This window comes from Streptococcus sp. HMSC064D12 (assembly GCF_001837205.1).
Taxonomy (GTDB): domain Bacteria; phylum Bacillota; class Bacilli; order Lactobacillales; family Streptococcaceae; genus Streptococcus; species Streptococcus salivarius_D.
Genome location: NZ_KV831751.1, coordinates 23,117 through 47,699 on the forward strand (window position 1 = coordinate 23,117; position 24,583 = coordinate 47,699).

23 protein-coding genes are annotated in these 24,583 nt (G+C 39.7%); 5 read left to right on the forward strand and 18 right to left on the reverse strand.

All coding sequences use genetic code 11. The features are described from left to right. The 4 genes from HMPREF2697_RS06290 to folB form a co-directional block, all read right to left on the reverse strand. Positions 1–334: ATP-binding cassette domain-containing protein (locus tag HMPREF2697_RS06290; RefSeq protein WP_142350086.1), on the reverse strand; the 334-nt coding region annotated here is incomplete at its 3' end. 46 nt (positions 335–380) lie between these two features. Next, positions 381–1,283, reverse strand: a complete 903-nt coding sequence (gene murB / locus HMPREF2697_RS06295) for a UDP-N-acetylmuramate dehydrogenase (RefSeq protein ID WP_004183103.1) — start codon at positions 1,281–1,283, stop codon at positions 381–383. A 189-nt stretch (positions 1,284–1,472) separates the two neighbouring features. Then, a complete protein-coding gene (gene folK, locus HMPREF2697_RS06300) occupies positions 1,473–1,964 on the reverse strand; it encodes a 2-amino-4-hydroxy-6-hydroxymethyldihydropteridine diphosphokinase (RefSeq protein ID WP_004183105.1) in 492 nt (163 codons plus the stop codon). Next, positions 1,961–2,320 carry a dihydroneopterin aldolase gene (gene folB / locus HMPREF2697_RS06305; RefSeq protein ID WP_004183107.1) on the reverse strand — a complete coding sequence of 120 codons (360 nt, stop codon included), beginning with the start codon at positions 2,318–2,320 and terminating at the stop codon, positions 1,961–1,963. Before folB ends, folK begins: the two co-directional genes overlap by 4 nt. Before the next feature lie 220 nt (positions 2,321–2,540). Here folB and HMPREF2697_RS06310 point away from each other — a divergent pair, with 220 nt between their 5' ends. Continuing rightward, a complete protein-coding gene (locus HMPREF2697_RS06310; protein ID WP_004183109.1) occupies positions 2,541–3,992 on the forward strand; it encodes an alpha-amylase in 1,452 nt (483 codons plus the stop codon). A 31-nt stretch (positions 3,993–4,023) separates the two neighbouring features. On the opposite strand, the gene folP is transcribed toward HMPREF2697_RS06310, so the two are convergent. The 9 genes from folP to HMPREF2697_RS06355 form a co-directional block, all read right to left on the reverse strand. Further along, on the reverse strand, positions 4,024–4,824 hold the full coding sequence (folP, locus tag HMPREF2697_RS06315; RefSeq protein ID WP_045771948.1) for a dihydropteroate synthase: 801 nt from the start codon (positions 4,822–4,824) through the stop codon (positions 4,024–4,026). 8 nt (positions 4,825–4,832) lie between these two features. Further along, on the reverse strand, positions 4,833–5,396 hold the full coding sequence (gene folE / locus HMPREF2697_RS06320) for a GTP cyclohydrolase I FolE (protein ID WP_002884345.1): 564 nt from the start codon (positions 5,394–5,396) through the stop codon (positions 4,833–4,835). Between the two features lie 145 nt (positions 5,397–5,541). After that, the gene (locus HMPREF2697_RS06325) at positions 5,542–7,386 is read right to left on the reverse strand and encodes an APC family permease (protein WP_045771949.1); all 1,845 of its coding nucleotides are present in this window, start codon (positions 7,384–7,386) and stop codon (positions 5,542–5,544) included. Positions 7,387–7,452: 66 nt separating this feature from the next. Further along, a complete protein-coding gene (locus HMPREF2697_RS06330; RefSeq protein WP_045771950.1) occupies positions 7,453–8,715 on the reverse strand; it encodes a bifunctional folylpolyglutamate synthase/dihydrofolate synthase in 1,263 nt (420 codons plus the stop codon). A 162-nt stretch (positions 8,716–8,877) separates the two neighbouring features. After that, positions 8,878–9,126 carry a KH domain-containing protein gene (locus tag HMPREF2697_RS06335; protein WP_014632751.1) on the reverse strand — a complete coding sequence of 83 codons (249 nt, stop codon included), beginning with the start codon at positions 9,124–9,126 and terminating at the stop codon, positions 8,878–8,880. Positions 9,127–9,137: 11 nt separating this feature from the next. Further along, entirely contained in the window at positions 9,138–9,410 is a 273-nt protein-coding gene (gene rpsP / locus HMPREF2697_RS06340; RefSeq protein ID WP_002884675.1) for a 30S ribosomal protein S16, read from the reverse strand. 162 nt (positions 9,411–9,572) lie between these two features. Next, on the reverse strand, positions 9,573–10,952 hold the full coding sequence (locus HMPREF2697_RS06345; protein ID WP_049553626.1) for a hypothetical protein: 1,380 nt from the start codon (positions 10,950–10,952) through the stop codon (positions 9,573–9,575). 111 nt (positions 10,953–11,063) lie between these two features. After that, positions 11,064–12,242 carry a sensor histidine kinase gene (locus HMPREF2697_RS06350; RefSeq protein WP_049553627.1) on the reverse strand — a complete coding sequence of 393 codons (1,179 nt, stop codon included), beginning with the start codon at positions 12,240–12,242 and terminating at the stop codon, positions 11,064–11,066. A 309-nt stretch (positions 12,243–12,551) separates the two neighbouring features. Continuing rightward, positions 12,552–13,289 carry a LytR/AlgR family response regulator transcription factor gene (locus tag HMPREF2697_RS06355; RefSeq protein ID WP_004183124.1) on the reverse strand — a complete coding sequence of 246 codons (738 nt, stop codon included), beginning with the start codon at positions 13,287–13,289 and terminating at the stop codon, positions 12,552–12,554. A 213-nt stretch (positions 13,290–13,502) separates the two neighbouring features. On the opposite strand from HMPREF2697_RS06355, the gene HMPREF2697_RS06360 reads away from it, so the two are divergent. Further along, a complete protein-coding gene (locus HMPREF2697_RS06360) occupies positions 13,503–14,774 on the forward strand; it encodes a matrixin family metalloprotease (RefSeq protein WP_070850022.1) in 1,272 nt (423 codons plus the stop codon). Between the two features lie 775 nt (positions 14,775–15,549). After that, entirely contained in the window at positions 15,550–16,428 is an 879-nt protein-coding gene (tehB, locus tag HMPREF2697_RS06365; protein WP_070850024.1) for an SAM-dependent methyltransferase TehB, read from the forward strand. An 82-nt stretch (positions 16,429–16,510) separates the two neighbouring features. Here tehB and HMPREF2697_RS06370 read toward each other — a convergent pair whose 3' ends face one another. Then, positions 16,511–17,263, reverse strand: a complete 753-nt coding sequence (locus tag HMPREF2697_RS06370) for a DUF4767 domain-containing protein (RefSeq protein ID WP_070850026.1) — start codon at positions 17,261–17,263, stop codon at positions 16,511–16,513. Between the two features lie 95 nt (positions 17,264–17,358). Next, positions 17,359–18,408 carry an LLM class flavin-dependent oxidoreductase gene (locus tag HMPREF2697_RS06375; RefSeq protein ID WP_070850027.1) on the reverse strand — a complete coding sequence of 350 codons (1,050 nt, stop codon included), beginning with the start codon at positions 18,406–18,408 and terminating at the stop codon, positions 17,359–17,361. 548 nt (positions 18,409–18,956) lie between these two features. Between HMPREF2697_RS06375 and HMPREF2697_RS06385 the strand changes: the two genes are divergently transcribed. Beyond that, positions 18,957–19,784, forward strand: a complete 828-nt coding sequence (locus HMPREF2697_RS06385) for an exodeoxyribonuclease III (protein WP_002884246.1) — start codon at positions 18,957–18,959, stop codon at positions 19,782–19,784. A 72-nt stretch (positions 19,785–19,856) separates the two neighbouring features. Further along, a complete protein-coding gene (locus HMPREF2697_RS06390) occupies positions 19,857–20,336 on the forward strand; it encodes a QueT transporter family protein (RefSeq protein ID WP_070850028.1) in 480 nt (159 codons plus the stop codon). 40 nt (positions 20,337–20,376) lie between these two features. Here the strand turns inward: HMPREF2697_RS06390 and HMPREF2697_RS06395 are convergent, their stop codons facing one another. The 3 genes from HMPREF2697_RS06395 to HMPREF2697_RS06405 all read right to left on the reverse strand — a co-directional run bounded on the left by HMPREF2697_RS06395 (position 20,377) and on the right by HMPREF2697_RS06405 (position 24,582). Then, entirely contained in the window at positions 20,377–22,005 is a 1,629-nt protein-coding gene (locus HMPREF2697_RS06395) for a hypothetical protein (RefSeq protein ID WP_070850030.1), read from the reverse strand. Positions 22,006–22,111: 106 nt separating this feature from the next. Next, positions 22,112–23,101, reverse strand: coding sequence for a helix-turn-helix transcriptional regulator (locus HMPREF2697_RS06400; protein ID WP_070850032.1), 990 nt, complete (start codon positions 23,099–23,101; stop codon positions 22,112–22,114). Between the two features lie 467 nt (positions 23,102–23,568). Next, a complete protein-coding gene (locus tag HMPREF2697_RS06405) occupies positions 23,569–24,582 on the reverse strand; it encodes a diacylglycerol kinase (protein WP_070850033.1) in 1,014 nt (337 codons plus the stop codon). Position 24,583 lies beyond the last annotated feature (1 nt).

Sequence of the window (24,583 nt, forward strand, 5' to 3'; positions counted from 1 at the left end):
TTTTTGGCACCTTTTTCAATTTAAGGGCAAAAGCCACATTGTCAAAGACATTCATATGTGGAAAGAGGGCGTAAGATTGAAAAACGGTGTGGACATCCCTTTTATTAATAGGAATATCATTGATACGCTTTCCATCCAAAAGGACGTCACCACTGGTCGCATCTAAGAGACCTGCAATGATGTTCAAAATCGTTGATTTACCAGAACCAGAAGCCCCGAGTAGGGTATAGAACTTACCTTCTTCTAGTTCAAAGTTGATGTCTTTTAAAACTTGTGTGCCACTATCTTCAAACACTTTTGAGACGTTTCGAAAGGCAATAATCGGATTAGTCAATTGTCATAAATCCTCCATGGATAGCAAATATAGGGATAGGGTTTTATTAGTTTAATTTGTCGCCAATGATACGTACTTCAGGCTCAAGTGTTACACCTGAATTTTCCTTAACCTTAGCGATGACATCTGCAATAAGATCTTCATAGTCTTTAGCTGTTCCGTGATCAACATTGACCATGAATCCAGCATGCTTAGTTGACACCTCAACACCACCGATACGATGTCCCTTGAGATTTGCTTCCACAATAAGCTGACCTGCAAAATGACCTGGTGGGCGTTTAAAGACCGAACCACATGAAGGGTATTCAAGAGGTTGTTTAAGCTCTCGCAAATGATTAAGACGATTCATCTCATTCTTGATTTGCTCGTAATCTCCTGGTTTGAGGTTAAATTTAGCTGAGATAACCACTTCACCTGTTTCTTGGAGCACTGAACGACGATAACCAAAACGCATATCCCTTGCGTCAATCGTACGAATATCACCGTCTTTTGTAAGAACCTGAGCAGAAACCAAGACATGGGCAATCTCGCCACCATAGGCACCAGCATTCATAAAGACAGCACCACCAATACTACCTGGAATCCCCGCAGCAAATTCAAAACCGGTCAAACTTTGGAAACGAGCCACCTTGGTTGTCGCAATCAAGTTAGCTCCCGCTTCAGCTTCAATTTGATAACCATTAACTGCGATACCATTGAGCCTGTCAAACATAATCACAAAACCTCTGATACCACCGTCACGGACAATCAAATTACTGGCATTACCAAGCACCATCCAAGGAATGTCATGCTTATTAGCAAATTTGACAATACGAGAGAGTTCATAGCGGTTACGTGGAAAGGCCAAATAATCTGCTGGACCACCAACCTTGGTATATGTATAACGTTTTAAGGGTTCGTCGAAACGAATATCAATTCCCACTAAATCTTCTTTAAGTTCATCTAACATGTTATTTTCCATACTTTTTCTATACATTGATTTCTTTGTAGGTATCGTGATAGACTCCCCCATGTTACTATCACTACCTAAAAATGAGTTAGTATTTTTCCCTAAAAATTAGAAGAAAAATACAGCAAAAAGCCAAGTTTAATTATAGCAAAAATTCCCCATCTTGACGACAAGGAATTTCACGCAAAGCTAGTCCATAAGTTCCAATTTACGGACATCACTAGTGTTTAAGTGACTCAAATAATTTTTGTAGGCTTGCCCAGTTTTGGGGTCAACCAAATCATCTGCTATTTCTACTAAGGGCACCAAAACAAAAGCTCTCTGGCTCATATAAGGGTGGGGCACTTTAAGGTGCTCAGTCTCCCAAATTTCCTGCCCATATAGAAGAATATCGATATCTACTGTCCGAGGCCCCCAATGCTCATGACGAACGCGATCAAGATCTTTTTCAATTTGCTGACATGACCTTAGTAAGGTCTCTGCTGGCAACTTCGTCTCTAAAGCCAAGGCAAGATTCAAAAAATCAGCCTGATTTGTCAGTCCCCAAGCAGCCGTTTCATAATAAGAGGATACCGCTTTAACCTCCGTCTCAGGTAGGTCATTCAAGGCCTTCACAGCTTTTTGAAGATAGCCCTGACGGTCTCCCATATTAGATCCCAAACTCAAATAAACTCTTGTCATCGGCTACGCTCCAATTCGATACCAACACTCTTATAATGCCCATTAATTGGGGGATTTTCCTTGGTAATTCGAACTTTAATAGATTGAATTGGTGGAAACTGTGCAAATAGATCCTCGCAAATTGCACCAGCTAAACGCTCAATCAAAATGTACTTTTTATCTTCCACTTGTTTTTGCACAGCTTCAAAAACCAATCCATAGTGAACCGTATCATCTAGATTGTCACTCTGTGAGGCCTTGGTTAGATCAACAGCCAATTCCAAATCTACCACAAAAATTTGTCCCAGGGTCTGTTCCTCAGCAAAAGCCCCGTGATAGCCATAAAAACGGCAACCATTTAAAATAATTTTATCCATAGTTTCTCCTTCACACGACTAGACTCCTCTTTATTCTAGCACAAAACAGTTGAAAAGTTGGTCTCTAATTAGTATGATATTTTAGACAGATCTGAAGTTATTGTGTTTACGCGTATGCAATCGGTTGCATAATTCTTCTGATTTGGTAAAATATAGGCACAGGAGTTAAAAAGATTCCTGATTACAAGCAAGACTATCTCAACTAATAAGGAAAAAAACTATGACAAATCAAACCGCAATGCAATACTTTGAGTGGTATCTCCCAAGTGACGGACAACACTGGAACAATTTGGCTGAAGATGCCCAACATTTAGCAGACCTGGGCATCAGCCACGTTTGGATGCCACCTGCTTTTAAGGCCACCAACAAAGATGATGTTGGTTACGGAGTCTATGACCTCTTTGACCTTGGAGAATTCGACCAAAAAGGAACAGTCCGCACAAAATACGGCCTCAAAGAAGAGTATCTCAATGCTATCAACCAACTCAAAGAAGTTGGTATTGTACCTATGGCCGACGTTGTGCTTAACCACAAGGCAGCAGCCGATAAACTCGAGACCTTCGAAGTGGTCGAAGTTGACCCAGAGGACCGCACCCAAGAAATCAGCGAACCATTTGAAATCGAAGGCTGGACACATTTCACCTTTAACGGACGCAATAAAGCCTACAACGATTTTGAATGGCACTGGTACCACTTTAACGGAACTGACTTCGATGCCAAACGTAATAAAAGTGGCATCTATCTTATCCAAGGTGACAACAAAGGTTGGGCAGACAACGACTTAGTTGATAACGAAAATGGGAACTTTGACTACCTCATGTATGCTAACCTAGACTATAAACACCCTGAAGTTATTGAAAACATTTACGAATGGGCAGATTGGTTCGTTGAAACAACAGGTGTTCAAGGATTCCGCATGGATGCAATCAAGCACATCGATTCATTCTTCATGCGTAACTTTATCCGTGATGTCAAAGAAAAACAAGGGCAGGATTTCTATGTCTTTGGTGAATTTTGGAATGGTAATGAAGAAGATAATAATACCTATCTTGAAAAGATTGAAAAACGTTTTGACCTCGTCGATGTTCCGCTTCACAACAATCTACACAAGGCTAGCTTAGATGGTGCCGATTATGATTTGACGACAATTTTCGATCATTCCTTGGTCAAAAATCATCCTGAACATGCTGTAACCTTCGTAGACAACCACGACACTCAACGCGGACAAGCTCTAGAATCTACTGTTGAAGAATGGTTTAAACCAGCTGCTTATGCTCTCATCCTTCTCCGTGAAGACGGTCTTCCTTGCCTATTTTATGGTGACTACTATGGCATCGAAGGTGAATTTGCCCAAGAAAATTTCCAAGAAATCCTAGATACCTTGCTCTACGCTCGTAAAGACCTAGCTTACGGAGAGCAAACAGACTACTTTGATGATCCAAACTGTATTGGATGGACACGCTCTGGCAACGAAGATGGCTCTCCATTAGCTGTAACAATCTCTAATGATGCTGCTAACAGCAAGTCTATGGAAATTGGTAGTGATTGGGCCGGCCAAACCTTCTACGACATTCTTGGAAACTGCTCTGATACTGTAACCATCGACAAAGACGGATGGGGAGACTTCCCAGTTTCTGAAAAATCTGTCAGCGTTTGGACAATTCAAGACTAAGAAAAAAAGCTCAATTGAGCTTTTTTTAGTGTCATAAAATTCCTGAAATGGTCTTAACAATATCACGATTGGCGTCGACATTATGCACACGGACAATCTGACAACCCTTGCTAACAGCATAGCCAGACAGAGCAGCCGTTCCCTGATCACGGTCCTTAGCTTGGGTATTTCCACCTAGTAGGTAGTCCACAACACGCTTACGAGAAATCCCAAAAAGAACAGGATAGCCCAAGTCAACGACCTTGTCCAAACCTTTTAGCAGGTCAATATTGTGTTGGACATTTTTCGCAAAGCCAAAGCCTGGATCAATCCATATATTGTCCTTGGCCACACCTGCTTCCAAGGCGGCCTGGGCACGTTGACTAAGGAATGTACAGACATCTTCTGTGACATCATTGTATACTTCTTCTTTTTGATTATGCATGAGAATAATCGGCACATTCTTTTCAGCTGCTAAAGCTAGCATCTGACCATCATAGAGTCCAGCCCAGACATCATTTAGAATATCTGCACCTGCTTCAAGAGCAGCTCTGGCAGTGGCTGTCTTATAGGTATCAATACTGATGAGCACATCATATTTTGCCTTGATAGCCTGAATAACTGGCACGATACGAGCAATCTCTTCTTCCTCAGTTACAAATTCTGCTCCTGGTCTTGTAGATTCGCCACCTACATCGATAATGGCAGCCCCTTGGGCAATCATACGCTCAACCTGAGCCAAAGCATCTTCTACAGTGTCAAAATCGCCACCATCTGAGAAAGAATCAGGGGTGACATTCAAGATTCCCATAATACAGGCCTTACCTGCAATCTCATGTTTGCCAATAAACATCTTAACTCCTAAAAATCACGCATCAATGAAAGAATTTCCTTGCGTTCTTCACGGTCTTCTTTATAAAGGCCCTTAGCGACAGTTGTGATTGTCTTACTTCCTGGTTTCTTAATGCCTCGCATGGTCATGCACATGTGCTCTGCTTCAACCATGACAAAAACTCCTCGAGGATTCAGAGCTTCTTCAAGTGCTGTAGCAACTTGATCTGTAAGACGTTCTTGCAACTGCGGACGACGAGCAGCTACTTCAACCGCACGCGCTAATTTGGAAAGTCCTGTCACCTTGTCTCCACTTGGCAAATAAGCCACGTGGGCCTTACCATAAAATGGAACCAAATGGTGCTCACACATAGAGTAAAAAGGAATATCCTTGACAAGGACAACTTCGTCATGGACTTCTGAAAAGACAGCTGTAAATTGATCCTTAGGGTCTTCATTTAGACCTGAAAACATTTCAGCATACATCTTAGCCACACGTTTTGGTGTGTCCAAAAGTCCCTCACGCTCAGGATTTTCACCTAGAGCTTCCAATAGTTGATAGACTGCTTGTTCTACTTTTTCTTGATTTGCCATAATTTCCTCTTGCAACGTTATAATACTATCTATTATACCTTATTTCGCTGGATTTTTCTTGCAAAAAATGAGATTTCCTAGCTACCTAAACCTCAAAAAAAGCGAAGACTACCTTTCATATAGAGGTTATCTTCGCTTATATTTTTTAGTCTTTCAAGTGGTAAGAATAAGATGAAATGACAATATTCTCACGCCATTTGAGGTAATATTTCAATCGCAAACTCATCTGGTTATGAAGCATGGTTTGCCATGATTTTTTAGGCACAAACTGAGGAATCATGACTGTCAAAGTCGCATTATCCTTCTCAGCTTGAGTGGCGACCTCGTCCACATACTGAATGGTTGACTGAGTGATTGAGCTGTATGGTGATTGGATATGAACCATCTCAATTTCAGGGAAATATTTTTTAAACTCTTGTTCAGTTTCCTTGTCCTTGTTCTCAGTATCCTTAGTAGATACATGCATGGCGATAACCTTGTCACCAATAGAACGTGCATAGGAAATAGCTCCGATATTAGCCTTGGTAACATTCCCAACGAGGATAAGAACAATATTTCCTTGATAATGGTGTTCTTCTACCGCTCCATCAATACGCAACTGTTGAGCAACACCATTATAGTGTTTTTTAATCTTAAGGAACATCCACATCAAGATTGCAATAATTGGGAAGAATGGCCAGATATCTCCTAAACGGAAAAGGAAGAGAATGAGAACAATAGCATAACAAATGAGGGCGCCCAAGATATTAGCTAAAGAGTGTTTCCAGAATCCCTTACCATATTCACGAATCCAATGGATAACCATCCCCGTTTGAGAAAGAGCAAATGGAATAAATACACCGATGGTATAAAGCGGAATCAAACGTTCCGTATTTCCTCGGAAAATAAACAAAAGGGTAATGGCACCGATTGCAAGTGTCAAGATCCCATTAGAGTATCCCATACGTGCCCCTTTTTCAAGGTACATGTGAGGCATGTATTTATTTTTCGCCATATTAAAGGACAACATCGGAAAGGCTGAAAAACCTGTGTTAGCCGCTACTGCAAGAATCATGGCAGTAGAGAATTGGAAAACGTAAAATAGAATACTACCAATCCATGACTGACCGAGAATTTCTCTAGCCATTTGTGACAAGATGGTTACTCCTGCATGAGGTGTAATACCTGTCCACCAGTTGAGGAAGGTGATTCCCGCAAACATAGCCCCCAAAATGCTAGACATAATAAAGAGGGTTGAAGCTGCATTTTTGGCCTTAGGTTTCTTAAAGAAAGGCACCGCGTTAGAGATAGCTTCTACCCCTGTCAATGAGGCAGAACCTGAAGTAAAGGCCCTTAAAATAAGAATCAAAGACACACCTGTAATTGGTTGTCCTAAATGTGCTGTGGCTGCGTTAGGCATATGACCCGTTAGAATTTGAAAGAAACCAAATCCCAATAGGAAGAGCGTCGAAACAATGAAAAGATAAACCGGTATCATCAAAGATTTTGCCGATTCACGCATTCCCCTAAGGTTCATAACCATCAAAACAAGCACCAAAATCATTGATATTTCAAGATTGAAAGGATGCAGGAAAGGAAGGGCTGAAGTAATGGCATCTGCACCTGAGGCCACTGAAACAGCAACCGTCAACATGTAATCGACCAAAAGACTACCCCCAGCTATCAAGCCAAACTTAGGAGACAGATTTTCCGTCGTTACCATATAGGCGCCACCACCTTGAGGATAGGCTTTGATAACCTGTCTATAAGAAATGGTAAGACTGGCCAAAAGGACGAGAACCAAAAGCCCAATAGGGATTGACCACCAAATAGCCGCACTAGATACAGCTGTCAGAACCAAGACGACCTGCTCTGGACCATAGGCGATAGATGAAAGTGCATCACTCGACAACATGGCCAAGGCCTGAATCTTGGACAATAAGTGTTCATCACCACTATCATCATGAGTTAAAGGTTCACCGATTAAAATGTTTTTCAGACGTTGAAACATTGTCATCTCCTTACTTTTAAAACATACCAGGGCTATTATACGCTCCTAAATGTTATCTTTCAAGTCTTAACCATCACTTGCCTGCTCTAAAACCCATTTTCTGACCTGAGAAATGAAGTATAGAGATCCCGTTACCACATAAAGTTTCTTATTGTCAGTCGTCACATGTTCTTTAATCCATGTTTTGAAGTCTGGTACCTGCTTATAGGCCTCTGGGTATTTATCTAATTTAACACTGTTTGGATAGTCAAAACTCGTTACAGTCAAGTCACCAACCAATTTTAGTTGGGCAAGCATGCCATCAATAGGCTTGGTGTCAATAGCCGCAAAGAGAAGTTCAATCTCCTTATCTGCATATTCTGATTGCAACAAGTCAATCAAAACTTTAACACTCTCATTATTATGAGCACCATCAATCATGAGATTAGGTCTTAAAAATTCTGTTCGACCTCGCCAATTGGCATGAGCCAGGGCATGCTTTATAAGTTCAAGAGTTACTTTAGGATAATCTTTTTGAAGCAATAAAGAAGCCATGATAGCCAAGCTAGCATTTGCTACTTGGTGTTGACCGGCCATAGCCAAGGCTATATTATCTAACCTTTGCTCTCCATAGGTAAAATCAAAGGAGTGGCTTGACCCTTCAGCTGTGAAATCTCTTCCCAGCTCATAGGTCTTAGACCCTTCTTCACGCGCCTTCTTCTCGAAAACATCTCGAACATCAGGACGGTCAGTCGCATAAATAAAGGGAGCCCCATTCTTCAAAACACCGGCTTTTTCTGCTGCAATTTCAGCATGGGTATTTCCCAAAATAGCCTGATGGTCTAAACCAATCGAAGGACATAGGACTGCCAAGGGCTTAAAGAGATTAGTCGAATCATGAAGACCACCCATTCCCGCTTCAATGAATGCGATATCCACAGGATGGATCTGACCAAAATAGAGGAACATCAAGACTGTGATAATTTCAAACTCTGTCGCATTTTCATGCTCTGTCTCTTTTGGTAAACGTTCAACCACAGGCTTCACACGATTAACCAGGTCAAGTAAGTCCTCTTCTGAAATCATCTGACCATTAAGAGAGATTCGTTCCTTGAAGTCAATAATATAGGGTGAAGTAAAGGTTCCAACTTCATAGCCCGCCTGGGTAAAAATGGTTTGTAGGGCATTGACTGTAGACCCTTTGCCGTTTGTTCCCACGATATGCACAGCCTTGAGATTATCTTGTGGATTTCCCAACTCTTTAAGCATCCAAGCCATACGCTCCAAGCCAGGCTTGATGCCAAATTTTAATTGTCCATGAATCCAATCCAACGCTTCCTGATAAGTCATAACTACTCCTTTTTTAGGCTAATGCTTCAACTTAGTCATTAAGCTGACCTCTAAACTAGATTTCTAGTTTTTCCTTGAGCTTAATGCTTTGACGCTCTTATTATACCAAAGACTTCTAGGTATAACCAAAATATGCAAAAAAGGCAACCCTAGGGTCACCTCTTAAGCTTTCTCTTTTTCGTCAATAACAAGACGAACTTTTTTACCTTGAGTAGGTACCGAATAGACAATCGCTCTTATCGCCGTAATAGTACGTCCTTTTTTCCCGATAACTCGCCCAATATCGGCTGGGGCAAGATCAAGATGGTACTCCAAAAACTCAGGACCGTCAAAAATTTTGATGGTCAACTGATCTGGTGAAGCAATTAAAGGTTTAACGATAGCGATAATAAGATTTTCAATGGTATCCATAGGCTAAAAAATTATTTTGAGAATTTTGATTCGTGGAATTTCTTCATAACGCCTTCTTTTGAAAGGATGTTACGAACTGTATCTGAAGGTTGTGCACCTTTAGACAACCACTCAAGAACACGTTCTTCTTTAAGTGTTACTTGGTTTTCTTCAACGAGTGGGTTGTAAGTACCAACTGTTTCGATGAAACGTCCATCACGTGGAGCACGTGAATCTGCAACGTTAATACGGTAGAAAGGTTTTTTCTTAGAACCCATACGAGTCAAACGGATTTTTACTGCCATTTTTAATATCTCTTTTCTTTAGTTTTTTATTATGGTGGAGGCACTTATCGCCCCTCGACCTTAACTAGTATACCATATCATTTTTATGTGTCAAGAAAAAAACTTGACAGACTTAAAATTTCTACAAAAAAAGTTAGAGTCAAACTCTAACTTCCTTTTCGACTATTTCTTAGTCGTAGTCTTATGATTTTTTTCATAAGCTACCTTTGCTCCAGCATATTCAGCTTCTAAACCCTTAGCCGCTGCCTTCGACACTTTCTCGTAAGTATCACGACTGGTCAACTTGCCATCCTCGTTGTAGGTAGAAACAACCAAGGTATCTTTATTTACAGTATAGGACTTGGTGCGTTTCCCTTTACGGTAGAGTCGGTAGTTATCTACGTTATCCGAAATATAGTAATCTACTAGATTCTTATCTGCATTTGGATAAAGTTGCGAGACAACTTTAGTTAACTCACGCTTAAATTCTGAAACTTCTTTAGTATAGGTGATCGATTTATTCCACTGATCAACAACTTGATATTCCTTCAAATAATCTGAAGCTGTAAAAGTAGGCTGATCCTCCTCACCTTTTTTATAAAAGTAAGAATGTGTTTGTAAATTATTAGACTGATCAACTTTAAGGAAAGAGACGTAAATTTCATCTTTATCTTCATGTTCTTTCAGAGCATTGGTTAACTTTCCAGAATTTTCATCCAAGACCTTAGACGATTTTAATTCCCAAGTCCCCTCAATGTTCCCCGAAGCATTACGCCAAAAACCGTAGACACCACCGACAAGCAACATCAAAACAACAGCAACAAGACTAGATATCAAGGCTCCTTTACCCCAATTTTTGGCCTTTTGCGATTTTTGATTAGCGTTTTGAATCGTTTCGAGAAGACGAACCTGACTTTCCAATCTCTTTTCTAGTTTGGCAACTGTCTGTTCTTCCTTAGATTTAGCTTTAGCAGCTAATTTTTCAGCCTTTTTCTTATCACGAGCAGCTTGACGAGCAAGCTTCTTAGCTGCTTTTTCTTCCTTATGATCAAGTTTTGTCAAATCCTCAGACAATCCAAGATGCTGTGCTTGGTTACTGAAAACTGGAATAGATTGATTAGGTTCACTCGAGGTATTAACAGAATGATTTCCTGCATCTGGACGGGTTGGCGCATAACTTGCCAAACGCTCCTTAGCCTCTGCGACGCGTTTACGTTGTTCCTCTTCTTTTTGAATATCCTCAGCCTGACGGCCCGACTGAATGGTTCTTACTTGACCAACAGTCTCTTGAGATAGGGCCTTCCGCTTTTCTTGGGCCGCATTTGCCATAGCCTCTTGCGCGTTGTCACGCTCTTTCTGAGACTGGGCTAGTGCTCTGGCAGTTGCGGTTCCTTCTTCAAACTGTTGGTCAGCTGATGTTTCTCCTTGATCAGCTACTTGGTTAGCCTCTGCACCTTCAGAGAGAACAAACTCTCCTCGTTCCAAGGCTTCTTTAAAGTCGATTGGTCTTGGTTTTCGGCCATTCACAGCCTCAAAGTACTCTAACCATTCGTCTTTCAACATAATAAATCCCCCTGAATTAAAAAACACATGATTAACTTCCCTATTTTACCATACTTTTTAACATAAAAATAGGGATTAATAAGAATTCTAAAAATTCTTATTAAATCCCCATTAATCTTCTTTTGGTGTAATAGACAATAATTGGACAAAACGGTGTTGTGCTGATTCCGTTTCAAGCGTGACATTATCGTATCTAAAGAGAATCTCTTCGATATTTGCCAAGCCCAACCCTCGACCTGTTCCTTTTGTTGAAAATCCTCTTTGTTTCAAAGGAGTTACATCAATATAAGCTTCCTTAGTTGAATTTTCAACAACAATAACTGATTGATTTCCCATCTTAAAGATAGCAATAGATAATTTTGGTTTATCTGCCAATACAGTAGCTTCAATAGCATTGTCACAAAGAATGGATATGATTGTAATCAAGTCTAGAGCACGCACTTCTGTGAAGAAAACACCTTCTTCAACCTCAACATGACATTGAATTCCCTTATCAAAAGCTTCAGCCAATTTAGATGATAGAAGACTCTTGAGTGGCATGTTGGTCACTCGTGTTAGTTTTGCTAAATCAAACTTTTGCTGATTCAGATCTGATGCAGAATCTTTAAGGACACTGTCATAAATCATCTTAATCTGGTCAATGTCTTTCATCTGAATGGCTTCATTAAGCGAAATCATGACATTAGTATAGTCGTGACGGAAACTGCGTAACGTTTCGTAAAGACTTTCAACCTGCTCAGAATACTTCTCTAGGTCATCCAAGTGACGACGATTTTCTTTTCTTCGCTCATTTTCAAAGTACTCATCTGCGTATCTATTGACACTGTAAACAGCATAAAGAATCGCTATATAGCCAATCAAGGTTATAATATGGCCAGCATAGTACAAATCAAAGAAACGCGAAGCCACAACTACGGAATAGTTCATAATCACATAACTAATCAAAACAAAGTTAGTGAAAAACATTATCCGACCAAATTTGCGATCTCGCTCCAAAACCCTCAAATATTTAAAATCAATATTAAGAAGTTTGGAAAGAGCAACAAATGTTGGAATAATTAAAAGGTCAAAGAAAATAAAATAAAGATAACTTTTGTTAAGAAAATCCGATGTGATACCAAATCCCGGCATCAAAAAGTAGGCATAACCATTAAAAATCAAAAGATAAAGAACAAGAGGATAGAAGGCATAAAACGCCAACATATTGGTGGTTCTTTCCTTGCCATAGAAATAAGCATAGAAAAGAAGGTAGAAAGGTGTCATAAAGGACAAACCGACATTATATGACATCCCCAGTATTCCCCCTATACATTCAACTAGGAACGCAATAGGAAGAATCATACGTGGTATCCTAACCAGGCTAGTCTTTTCGTAAATCCACTGTATAACGATGAAATGCAAAAGAAACTCTAATGCAATTTGTAAATTGAGTATCATTTAATGGTTAGCAACTTCCTTCTAAAGATTCTAAATAAACAACAAAAGGTCATACTGCTATTCTATCATAATTCCTGATAATAAATGAGATAAAGTTGAATAGTTATCCCTAATTTCAGAAAAATTTCAATAACAATTAAAGAAAAAAGGAGAGCTAAAACTTTAACGGTTTTTCAACCGTTCCAAAAATTCCTTTTTACGTGTGCGCGAGAGCAGACAAGACTCATCACCCTCAAAAAATACCATATTAGCTGTACGATCAACGCTGGCGACATTGCTAACATTGACAACAAAGGAGCGATGCGTTTGGAAGAAAATGTCATCCAACTTTGCTACCTCTGCAATCTTTCCATAGAATTCTACCAAGTTTAACTTGGTGTGGGCAATCAACTTATGGGGTACCGGAGCTGTCTCAATATATAAAATATCTTCATAAGGAAGATTGACATCATTTTTATCTGTTTTGACAGTTAGGCTCTGAGCCTTAGTTTCTTGTTCAACCTGTGACTGAGCAAAATCTAATAGTTCTACTAGGGCTCTCTTAAGATCCACATCGTCCATGGATTTATCTACAAAATCAAGGGCTTGAATCTTATAACGAAAGGTCAAAGGCATAAATTCGGAATAGGCCGTTACAAAAGCAATTTGTGCCTTTAAATCTTCTTTTCGAATCTCCAAGCCAATATCTAGTCCCTGCTTGGTCTGATTCTTGAGGTCAATATCCAAAAGATAAACCATGGATTTACCTGAGTCCCTGTCAGTATCTAACAATTCCTGACCCTGCTCATAAAAGGTAATCCCATCAACAACGGCCTTCGACTCCTCAACTGCTTCGTCCAATAAACGACTAACACGATGACGCTGCAAGGCATCATCTTCAAGGACGATAATAGAAAGCATCTTATTTCCCTCTTTCTTTCTAATATACTTTAATATACCTACCTAACATTTTATCATAATTAATCGGATAATATTCCTTTTTTTACAGCATAAAATCTTTTTAACCCACCACATTTCATTTATAAAACAATTGTTATCTCCTTGTCATTTCATCTTCATTTTTAGGTGTTATCATGAGAACTGTTTTTGTTTGATATTAAAAAGGAGAAAGTTATGTTACGTTCATTTAAAACACAAGGGACTAAGACAAAGACCATCTTGACCCTTGCAACTGTCGGTATCATTAGTGCTTTTCTTGTGGGAAGTCCTCAGCATGCCTCTGCGGATCAAACCTATGTTTCAGATCCTAATCAGGCTCTGACATTTTCCGAACTTGAAACAGCTACAAATACAAATATCATCGCTCAAACAGGTGTATCTAGTGAAACACCTACTACTGTGACTACTGTGTCACATACCTCTGTGGATGGTCTTCATACACATGAAAATGACTATGAACAAACTCCCGCAAATACTACGACTTTTGAGGAATTGAAACAAGATAGTCAAACAGCTAATAGTACTGTCGACAGCCAGACTGGCAGCAAAACCTATGAGACTAGAATTCCGACAAATACAGATAGCAATCAGAAGGCTGTAGAAAATCAAGCTGAACCAAAGACCGAAACTGTTGCTCAAGCACAAACCTGGTCAAATGATGGTGCTACATGGGTGTCAACAGAAATTAATAATGGTAACGTTCATAAGATTCTATCTACTTATATTCCAAAACCATTAACACCTTCTACAAAACCAACGACAACAGCTACACCGAAACCTAAACAATCAACTCCTGCTGTTAGTCAACCTAAAAAAGTGGCCACAGTCGCTAACAAACCTAAAACACCTACAACTCAGCCTAAGAAACCAACAACGACTGTCACTAAACCTACAGCTCCTAAAGCCACTCCTATCCAACCTGCTAAACCAGTGGACCGAGTTGCTCAAGTATGGCAAAAGAATAACGAACTGGTAAAAGAGAATTACGACACTCCTCACTGGTCAAGTAAGGAAGCAACAGTCTTCATCAATGCTAAGAATCCTGAAATCGTGAACGCCTACAAACAAGCTATCACTTCTTGGAATAACACTGGTGCCTTTAATTTCTTGCTCACTAACGATAAACAAAAAGCTAACATCATTGCTGATGAACGTTATGAAGGTAATGTAGCAGCTCCTCTTGGGGTTACCTACTCTACTTACTACCTCCCAACAAAGCAATATAGTAATGCTACTGTTTACTTGAATACCTTCCATGTTCAAAACAATTATTATCAAAAGAATGGTGGAAAACTCCTTAACACTGCAGAACACGAATTAGGACACTCAATTGGACTTGAGCACAACAGTGCCGTTGCCTCTGTAATGGAACCTAAAGGTGGTAAGACAAGTATCCAACCTGTTGATATTAACAATGTTAAGAAACTCTATAGCAAGATTGTCTAAGTTCTTACACTATTACTACAATTCATAAGCAGACCTATCAGGTTCTGCTTTTTTTATACAGGTGAGTTGACCATTCAAGACTAGAAAATGACTGTTCATGATTATTTCTTACATATTTTAAAAATACGTAAGATTTTCTTCGTTTTTTTGGTAAAATAGAAAATGTAAAGAGAGACCGGATGAGTTATAGAACTCAACTTTGTTAGTTTTTGCTCATTATTCTCATAAACAGAATAACATAGTCTAGGAACCCTTCTTAACATTTATACCTATCTTCCCCAAACACTTTTCCCCCATTCCTAGATTTCCAGATCTCTCCTAATAAAGAACGTCTAGCAACAGCAGCTAGGCGTTTTTTAGTCTATTAAAGCACATAGTCGTTGGTATTAGCTCACTAGATTAGTAATCGTTCAAAATAATTCTCACAAAATTACCATTCAAGACCAGAAAATGACTGTTCATGATTGTTTCTTACATATTTTTGATATATGTAAGTTTTCTCTGGTTTTTTTTGGTACAATAGATAATGTAAAGAGAGATATAATGAGCTGTAGATAAGCGTTTTGTCATTTAAAATTTATTATTCTCATAAACATTTTCTAAATAGTCTAGGAACCCTTCTTAACATTTATAACTATCTTCCCCAAACACTTTTCCCATTCCTAGATTATCAGATCTCTCACAAGAAAAGCGTCTAGCTCACCCGGCTAGGCTTTTTTTCTTTTTCCATACTTTTGCTATAATAGAGCCATACCGTTTGAAAGGAACTCATAAAATGACTATAGATCAGCAACTTCTTTGCTACAAACGTTTACCAAACTGGACAGCTACAACACTTCCGGAAATGGTGACGCAAAAACACAATACTAAGGTGGGAACTTGGGCTAAATTGACCATTCTATCGGGATCTCTTCACTTCTACGAATTAGACGAACAGGGAGAGGTTACTGCCGAGCACCTCTTTACCCCCGAGACAGAGATTCCTTTTGTTGAACCACAAGCTTGGCATCGCATCGCTGCTGCTTCAGATGATTTGGAATGCTATCTTTCTTTTTACTGTAAGCCTGAGGACTACATGGCTAAAAAGTATGACACTAGGGCCCACTCCGAGGTTCTTGAAGCTGTCCAATCTGGCCATATCAAACCTGGTCGCACCCTTGACCTAGGCTGTGGTCATGGCCGTAACGCTCTTTATTTGGCATCTCTTGGGCATGATGTTACAGCCGTTGATGTTAATAACGAAGCTACACAACGCATCCAAATGATTGCAGATGAGGAAAATTACAATGTTAGAGCTGGCTACTACGATATCAATGCTGCTGCTCTTCCTGAGTCTGAGACCTTTGATTTCATCCTCTCAACAGTAGTCTTTATGTTCCTTGATCCCAATCAAATTCCGGCTATTATCAAGAATATGCAAGAGCGTACGGTCGTAGGTGGTTACAATCTGATTGTTTGTGCCATGGATACTGAGGAACACCCTTGTACCATGCCTTTCCCATTTACGTTTGAAGAGGGAGAGTTGAAAAATTATTATAGTGACTGGGAGTTAGTCAAGTATAATGAAAATCTTGGTCACCTTCACCGTTTGGATGAATATGGCAATCCCATCGCCCTTCAATTTGCAACCATGTTAGCTAAGAAGGTTAAATAAGAGCGAATAACTGCAGACGAGCTGAGCACAGCTTGACTTGTCTTCAAAGTAAAAACTAGGAACCCAGTCGGATTCCTAGTTTTTAATTGTTTACAATATCTGCATATCCTGATTTAAGGTCTGCATTTTCTGTTTCTTTGACATAATAGACACCACCATTGGTAGTTGGTGAATAAAGAACAAAGGGAGTCCCATCTTTTTTAATGGTAAAGAAATAACGGTGAACTGATACATTTTCCCATCTCTCGTAAACGGAAACAATAGTATACTCAGAACTGCTATTACCATTTGCAGCATAAGTAGCATCCACAGTCTGGTTATGGTCCGACATCCAACGGATAGGCAAAGAAGAAGCCTCATTGGTGATTTCTTTGTATCCAGGCTGATTCATCTGATTGCCCCAAGAAACCATCAAACTAGCAAGTCGACTAGCCTTATCATTGGTCCAACGTGGATTTTCAGTATAGGCTTCCTTGGCATGGTTAGCATCAGGTGTGTCAATACTTGCACTGCTAGATTCACTTGTCCTCGTATTTCCGGTCGATGAAGTACTTGATGAGGCACTAGCCTTATCTGTCGATGAAAATATCGAGCTAGCCACTGTGGCAGATGACTTAGTCTGTTTGACGTTCTTCATTGAACTAGAGACTAGAGTCAAGCCAATGCCAACTACGATTGCTACTAGAGCCCCCAGAAGAATATAGATATAATTATAATTTTTCGAGATTCCAATAAGGCCAGACTGATAAGCTAATTGTAGTTCATCTGGTTTCGGTTTCCGCCCTTGAACTTGCTCAAAACGACTTATCCATTCTGCTTCTGACAGCTTTCGCATAATTTTCCTCTTCTCTTTATCAATTATCTTCCATCCTATCATAGAACAGTGATGATGACAATAGTAGAGAGAACTTGAGGTCTACCTTCAACCAATTACCCTTTATTTTCAAAATAACGACGAACAATCGGCGCCACTTCTTCACCATAAAGTTTAATGGCCTTTAGAACGTCTTCATGTGGCATAGAACCAATCGGGAGATGAAGCATGAAGCGATCTAGCTGTAAATCCTCAATAATACGAATGATTTTTTGAGCGACGTGAGCAGGGTCCCCAACGAACATGGCTCCGTTTGGTCCAACACTAGCATAGTACTGATCTTTAGTCATTTCAGACCAGTGTGGGCGATCCTTAGCAATGTTATCCACTGTTTGTTTTGTTGGATAAAAATAATTCTCTATCGCTTGGAAATTATTCTCTTCAATCCACCCCCAAGAATGAGCAGCCACCTTAAGTTGTTCATCCGAATAACCATTTCGAGCACCGATTTCCTTATAGACCTCAACTAATTTTGCAAAGGCCTTCGGATTTCCTCCAATTGTAGCATAGGCAATTGGCAGACCTTTTTCCGCAATTTGAATGGTCGACTCAATGTGACCACCTGTCGCTACCCATACCGGAAAGTCTTCTTGGACTGCTCGCGGATACACAGGGCGATTGTCAACAGATTGAGTATGCTTACCTTGCCAAGTTAAATTCGTTTGCTTTCTCACTTCCAGAAGCATGTCTAGTTTTTCATTGAAAAGTTCATCATAGTCTGAAAGATCATAGCCAAAAAGTGGGAAACTCTCAACAAAGGAGCCTCTACCCGCCATGATTTCTGCACGGCCACTTGACAGAGCATCAATGGTTGCATACTGCTGATAGACACGAACCGGGTCAATAGATGACAAAATGGTCACTGCACTAGATAAACGAATCTTCTTGGTATTCACAGCACCTGCTGCAAGAACAATTTCCGGTGCCGACACTGCAAAATCTTCACGGTGATGCTCTCCAATCGCATAAATATCTAGTCCAACCTGATCCGCCAATTCAATCTCTTCAACGAGTTCTCGAATACGTTGGTCATGAGAGATAGCTTTTCCAGTCGATTCTAGGAGGGTTGTTTCTCCAAAAGTTGAAATGCCAAGTTCAATCGTCATAAATCTTTCCTCCAGTAATTCTTTTATTTGTTATGAGAACAACATTATCACTAGTTAGTGATAATTACAAATAAAAAAGCCTAAGACTCTATTTTCCAAGAAAGGCTAATAGGGTTAGGCAGAAAAGAAGAACTAAAGCACCCATGACCACTAGGAGACTAAGCTTATAACCCAGAGGATTTTGAGGATTTAAACTAGTTCCAAGACCACTCCTACGAAGGACAAATAAGGGTTCTGAGGGAGATTGATTAAGGGTGTAATGCAAGAGATACCTTAAGCAAAATAGAAAGTAGAGACTCATCCCTGGAAAAATGGCAAGGGGAAGAATCATTCCCTGTGACCACCAAATCATGATTGTAAGAATGATTTGTATCAATAAGAGAGCCCAAAACAAGTAATAAATGTAGGATTGCTTTTTCATTAATATGTACCTCTCAATCTAAGATAAGTATACTCCTCCTAGCGTCCCTTATCAAGCCCATAACTCGCCTGACACCTTATTTTCTGCTACAATAGATAAGAATAATTCAAAGAAGGAAACTGTACACATGAAATTAATTTCTTGGAATATTGATTCCCTAAATGCCGCCCTTACTAGTGATTCTGCACGCGCTCAATTATCACGCGCTGTTATCGACACTTTGGTCGCTGAAAATGCAGACATCATTGCTATTCAAGAGACAAAACTCTCTGCTAAAGGTCCGACTAAAAAACATTTGCAAATCTTGGAAGACTACTTCCCTGACTATGACAATACTTGGCGTTCATCTGTTGAACCTGCCCGTAAAGGTTATGCTGGAACCATGTTCTTGTATAAAAAAGAATTGAATCCAGTCATTACCTATCCTGAAATCGGAGCACCTTCAACCATGGACTGTGAAGGACGTATCATCACTCTTGAATTTGACAATTTCTTTGTGACACAGGTCTACACACCAAACGCTGGTGATGGCCTCAAACGTCTGCTTGAACGTCAAATCTGGGACGAAAAATATGCGGATTACCTAGCTGAATTGGATGCTCAGAAACCAGTTCTTGCGACTGGTGACTACAATGTTGCCCACAAGGAAATCGACTTGGCTAATCCTTCAAGTAATCGTCGTTCACCAGGATTTACTGATGAAGAACGTGCTGGTTTCACTAACCTCCTTGCAAAAGGTTTCACAGATACCTACCGTCACCTCAATGGCGACGTTACAGGAGCCTACACATGGTGGGCCCAACGTAGTAAAACATCTAAAATCAACAATACAGGCTGGAGAATCGACTACTGGTTGACTTCAAATCGTATTGCCGATAAGGTCACAAAATCAGACATGATTGACTCTGGTGATCGCCAAGACCACACACCTATTGTCTTAGAGATTGATTTATAAAATAACTCTAGACCTAAATCACAAAAAGAGTAGAACTACTACTCTTTTACTATGCCCAATTAAGGAGAAATGATGAAAACCAAACTTAATACCACTCAAAAGCTCGTTCTGTCAGCTATTATGATGGCTCTTTACATCGCTATCCTCTTTGTATCTCAAGCTATTTCCTTTGGTGCGGTTCAGATGCGTCTGGCCACTGCTTTATATGGATTAACCTACATCTTCCCGTTTTTGGTATTCCCAATTAGTCTGGCTAATGCCATCGCAAACTCTTTTGGAGGTTTGGGATTGATTGACGTGGTTGGTGGTTTCTGTGCTAGCTTTTTAACAACTGGTAGCATCTACCTCATCCGTAAAGCCAAGTTATCTAGCTGGTTCATCATCTTTCCAATCCTACTCGTTCCTGCTTTAGTGGTACCAATCTGGCTTAGTGCCTTGCTAAAACTTCCTTATTTTGCTCTCGTTATTAATCTCCTCCTGGGACAATTAGTTCCTGCGATTTTGGGAGCAGTCCTGGTACGAGAATTAGCTAAACAAGGATATAAAGACTGACAAAAACAAAAATATCTCTGCAATGTGCAGAGATATTTTTTTAGTAATGATATGCTTTCTTGTAAGCTTCTCTTGGTGTCAATTTGTCACCAGAGATAAGCAAACGGTAGTCAACATTAGTAGGATCTTTTTGATACTCATCAACCCAATCTTGATTCATTTCAAGATAAAGATTATAAGTTCCCAACTCAGTCGAAACAGTACCTACCTTGTAAAAATCTTTATAACGCTTTTGGTCATCCGTTTTTTTCAATTTTTCATATCGATAATAGGTTCTGGCAAAGTCTGTGAACTGGTATTCTTTCTTATCTTTTCCAGAACCAGTTGTGACTGAAATGGTGCCCTTGTTATTTCTTAAATGTAAATCATAATCATAATCATTGTGACTATTCACTTGGAAGACACCTGAAGTAATGTCACTATCATCAGAGAATGTCTGAATGTCAGCGAACTTAGCAGCCTGCCAAGAAGTAGGGACTCCTTCATATTCACCATCACTCTGTAGCCCTAGAAGTGACCAATAATGACCGAGATAGAAGGTATTAGACTTCTCACGGTCTGTCACCAGTTCACCTACCATCTTAAGATTTTCAGCACCCAGACGGTATGGGTTAGAGAGATAACCAAAGACTGGGAAGAAATAAATGATGACTGTAAAGGTCAAAAGGGTCTTCATATTAATCTTATTGATAGCCCAGAAGAAATAAGCAGCTGAGAACAAGAGAGCGTAAGCAGCACCGTAGCTGAACTTATGCGCATGGGCAATCAAAAGTAAAATGAAGAAAATAGGTTGAATAGGACGGACCTTATGATAGATGATAGAGAAAACGTCCTCCTTGTCTTCCTCAGATTTGAAAATCAAGGACAAGACAATGGTCAAGAGTACAAAGAAGGCGCCAAACCCGAAGCCAACATCATTTGGACGGAAGAAATAAGCCAAGATGGACATGTCCATCACCAAAAGCCAGACAGATGCAAATTTGATCATGTTGTTACCAAATTTTGTAGCCGTTTGACTAGGTGCCTTTAAAGGTACCTCAAAGGCTTGTGCAAGCGCTCTTTCTTTGGCTTGGCGTTCGGCCTCTATTGCCGCTTTCATTTCCTTAGTACGGCGTTCCTTTTGGAACAAATGGGCAACCTTGGTCGGTTCATCTTCCCTTGACTTGGTGATACTCAAAAAGAGCAAATATTGCATGGCAAAGATAAGAGCTGTGTTCCCACCGTATTCTAGGAAGGAACCATTCCAAATACTAGAAACAACTGCAAAAACGATATAACCTCCAATTGAGATTAAAACCGTCAAGAGCAAATGAATCCAACGATAGCGGTAAGTGTATTTATCAGTTGTATCTCGCCTCAAAAACGTGTCACGTGGGTAAAGATACCAGATAACGAAGATAAGTTCAATGGCTTGAACTGCTGTTAGAAAACCAACGTAGTTGAAGCCAAAAACGGCTGCTACCACATTGATGAGATAGGAAATAATGGCCAAAACTCGCAGACTGGTGCGCTTAGACAAGAGTCCAATACTCATCAGGGTGATAGTTGAGAAGGCAGAAAAACCAGCGCCCATCTTATTATCAAAGATAAACACATTGACAAAGGCAAAAATCAAGATTCCTAAAAGAGTTAAGACTTGTTTTTGCATTTCTTTTTTCTTTTCTTTCATATTTTCCCTCCTTATGGAAATGATAACGTTTCCGTACTCCTATTTTAACACAATTGTACTATTTTTGTCAGATTTAAAAAGACATTCGGATAACCGAAGGCCTTTTTCATTTGTTATCTATTGCTTCAATCTTGAGGAACACAAAATCCCCATCAAAGCGTTGAATATACTTTTGAAAACCTAATAAACTAAAGGTTTCAATCTCATATCGGACCTGATCAACACCATCACTAGTGCTTTCTTCAAGCAATTTTAGTTTTGGAATATCGGATTCCAAGACATCACGGTAAAGTCCTTTATACTCAAAGGTAATTCGAGCCCACTCGTTACCAGAAAGCATTGAGAAAGCCTGATAACGCACCTGCTCATCTGTAATAAGACGTTCTTTTTGTTCTGGACTGAGCGTGAAAGCCAAATCATTTTCAGATTTATGAATGGTCTGGAAACGATCCACACGGAAATAACGGATTTCAGAGAACTGATAATCACAAGTAAGGTTGTCATCCAGTTTGTAAGAAATACAGTAGAAATAGTGGTTGTCAAAAATGACTGAAATTGGAAAGACCTTATATTCCTCTACTTTTTCTCCTGGCTTACGGTAACTAAATGACAATGGACGTTGGTCCACTATGGCATCGAAAATAGCTGAAATAGCAGGTAAGAGTGACTTATCTTGTTCCTGATAAATCTTAAGTTCTTGATAACTATCTAATTCTAGTTCAGTCAATCGCTTGATACGTCTGCGCTCCTTGTCGTCTACAGCCCTCTCAACAAAGATGTTGATTATCTCTGCTACTTCATCCTTTCGAAGGGCACGACTCTCTAAAAGAATCTTAGAGAGGATAACTGCCTGATTGTATTTAAGGTTACCGTAGCCTTGTTCATACTGAGCATGATAGGAACCGTATTTTCTGGAATACTTAACCTTCATATTTGGACGGAGTTCAGTCAAGTTCTCCTTTAGCTCACTCACATCCTCTTTAAGCGTACGCTCACTGATACCAAAGCGAGCTAGGTAGTCCGTTTTTGAAATGTCATTTCCCTTTTCTAATTCGGACATAAAGTACAAGAGACGTTTGGTTTTTGATGCTGTCATTATAAAATCCCCCTTTATAATCAAACCTCTTATTACTAAAAAATTGCTGTCTAGTTATTATTTACCATAGATAGTCATCACCAGTGGCCACGATCCACAGAATTATAGCTCAAATAATAGTCCTTTTTCTTTTCGTTGTACTCATAAGAAGACCGACATCCAGCTCACACTTAAGAGTATCAATGGCAAAACAAGGGTCAAAAAGAAATGTCGCTTTTCAGCTTTTTCCTCCTGAAAAGCAGATTCAAACTCTGGCCCTTGATTACTAAAAGCCGACTCGAAAACCTAATCACCATTCTTTCGATGATCATCACTTAAATAACGTTCACTTTCTTTATTAAACATCTACTCCTCTAAATATTCTATATAACAATTTCCCAGTTTTTTCTATTGTAACAAATGAAAGCGTCATTTTCTACAGATATACTTAAAAAGCAGCCTATATTAGGTTGCTTAAAGGTTTAACATTAGTCATTCTCAATTTTTTCAGCTTCTGTACTGAATTTTTGTGCGATGGCTTCAAGAGCTAATTCGTCTGTATCTGGAAGAGTGATGGCATCATCAGAAATCTCATCAATATTTGCATAGAATTCAATATGATTCTTCAGATTTTGGAGGTGAATTGGTGCATCACCACCGTATTCGCCATCGAGGTTAATCATCATACGATCATCACTTAGAGGCTCAATATACAGCGAGCTCGTTTTGATATAGGAAATTCTCTTATCGTAGATGTGTTTACCACCTTGGAGAACCTGACGAATGAGGTCCACCAATTCAAAGAGGTTAGCTGTCTTAACCATAATTAGTGTAAATTTACCATCATCCAGTTTAGCATCTGGGGCAATCGTTTCAAAGCCACCAACGGAATTGGTCAAGGCAACGAAAATCATGGAAAGGCCACCTTCAAAGACACCCTCATCATGCGTAATACGGACAGGAACCTTTTTAACTTGTGGCAGTAATTCTGCCCCCTTAACAAGGTAAGCCAAATAACCAAGGACTGTCTTTAAGCGGCTAGGCACACTATAAGTTAGTTCCGTAAAGGAACCCGCAGCCGCAATATTGATGAAGTATTTGTCATCATAGGCACGACCAATATCCATTTGAAGGGTTTGATTTTTAGCAATAACCTTGGCTGCTTCTACAGGATTCCCTCTTGGAATCTTTAAAGCGCGTGCAAAGTCATTTGTTGTCCCCGTTGGAATAACCGCCATTTGTGGGCGCTTTTTGAGTGGGGCAATCCCAGAAACAACCTCATTGATTGTTCCATCGCCACCTGCAGCAATAACTAAGTCAAAGCCTGCTTTGGCTGCACGAGTGGCCTCATTTTTTGCTGAGTTCTCATCTGGTGTTGTTTGAAAGGCTGACGCTTCAAAGCCAGCCCCTTCCAGAATATCCAAGACCTCGGCAACATTTTTTTTCATAATTTCTTGTCCAGATGTTGGATTATAAATTAAGCGGGCACGTTTTTGTTTCATA

Coding starts and splice junctions, on each gene's coding strand:
- murB (WP_004183103.1), bottom strand. CDS start 1,283: ATGTTAGATGAACTTAAAGAAGATTTAGTGGGAATTGATATTCGTTTC.
- folK (WP_004183105.1), bottom strand. CDS start 1,964: ATGACAAGAGTTTATTTGAGTTTGGGATCTAATATGGGAGACCGTCAG.
- folB (WP_004183107.1), bottom strand. CDS start 2,320: ATGGATAAAATTATTTTAAATGGTTGCCGTTTTTATGGCTATCACGGG.
- HMPREF2697_RS06310 (WP_004183109.1), top strand. CDS start 2,541: ATGACAAATCAAACCGCAATGCAATACTTTGAGTGGTATCTCCCAAGT.
- folP (WP_045771948.1), bottom strand. CDS start 4,824: ATGTTTATTGGCAAACATGAGATTGCAGGTAAGGCCTGTATTATGGGA.
- folE (WP_002884345.1), bottom strand. CDS start 5,396: ATGGCAAATCAAGAAAAAGTAGAACAAGCAGTCTATCAACTATTGGAA.
- HMPREF2697_RS06325 (WP_045771949.1), bottom strand. CDS start 7,386: ATGTTTCAACGTCTGAAAAACATTTTAATCGGTGAACCTTTAACTCAT.
- HMPREF2697_RS06330 (WP_045771950.1), bottom strand. CDS start 8,715: ATGACTTATCAGGAAGCGTTGGATTGGATTCATGGACAATTAAAATTT.
- HMPREF2697_RS06335 (WP_014632751.1), bottom strand. CDS start 9,126: ATGGATACCATTGAAAATCTTATTATCGCTATCGTTAAACCTTTAATT.
- rpsP (WP_002884675.1), bottom strand. CDS start 9,410: ATGGCAGTAAAAATCCGTTTGACTCGTATGGGTTCTAAGAAAAAACCT.
- HMPREF2697_RS06345 (WP_049553626.1), bottom strand. CDS start 10,952: ATGTTGAAAGACGAATGGTTAGAGTACTTTGAGGCTGTGAATGGCCGA.
- HMPREF2697_RS06350 (WP_049553627.1), bottom strand. CDS start 12,242: ATGTCATATAATGTCGGTTTGTCCTTTATGACACCTTTCTACCTTCTT.
- HMPREF2697_RS06355 (WP_004183124.1), bottom strand. CDS start 13,289: ATGCTTTCTATTATCGTCCTTGAAGATGATGCCTTGCAGCGTCATCGT.
- HMPREF2697_RS06360 (WP_070850022.1), top strand. CDS start 13,503: ATGTTACGTTCATTTAAAACACAAGGGACTAAGACAAAGACCATCTTG.
- tehB (WP_070850024.1), top strand. CDS start 15,550: ATGACTATAGATCAGCAACTTCTTTGCTACAAACGTTTACCAAACTGG.
- HMPREF2697_RS06370 (WP_070850026.1), bottom strand. CDS start 17,263: ATGCGAAAGCTGTCAGAAGCAGAATGGATAAGTCGTTTTGAGCAAGTT.
- HMPREF2697_RS06375 (WP_070850027.1), bottom strand. CDS start 18,408: ATGACGATTGAACTTGGCATTTCAACTTTTGGAGAAACAACCCTCCTA.
- HMPREF2697_RS06385 (WP_002884246.1), top strand. CDS start 18,957: ATGAAATTAATTTCTTGGAATATTGATTCCCTAAATGCCGCCCTTACT.
- HMPREF2697_RS06390 (WP_070850028.1), top strand. CDS start 19,857: ATGAAAACCAAACTTAATACCACTCAAAAGCTCGTTCTGTCAGCTATT.
- HMPREF2697_RS06395 (WP_070850030.1), bottom strand. CDS start 22,005: ATGAAAGAAAAGAAAAAAGAAATGCAAAAACAAGTCTTAACTCTTTTA.
- HMPREF2697_RS06400 (WP_070850032.1), bottom strand. CDS start 23,101: ATGACAGCATCAAAAACCAAACGTCTCTTGTACTTTATGTCCGAATTA.
- HMPREF2697_RS06405 (WP_070850033.1), bottom strand. CDS start 24,582: ATGAAACAAAAACGTGCCCGCTTAATTTATAATCCAACATCTGGACAA.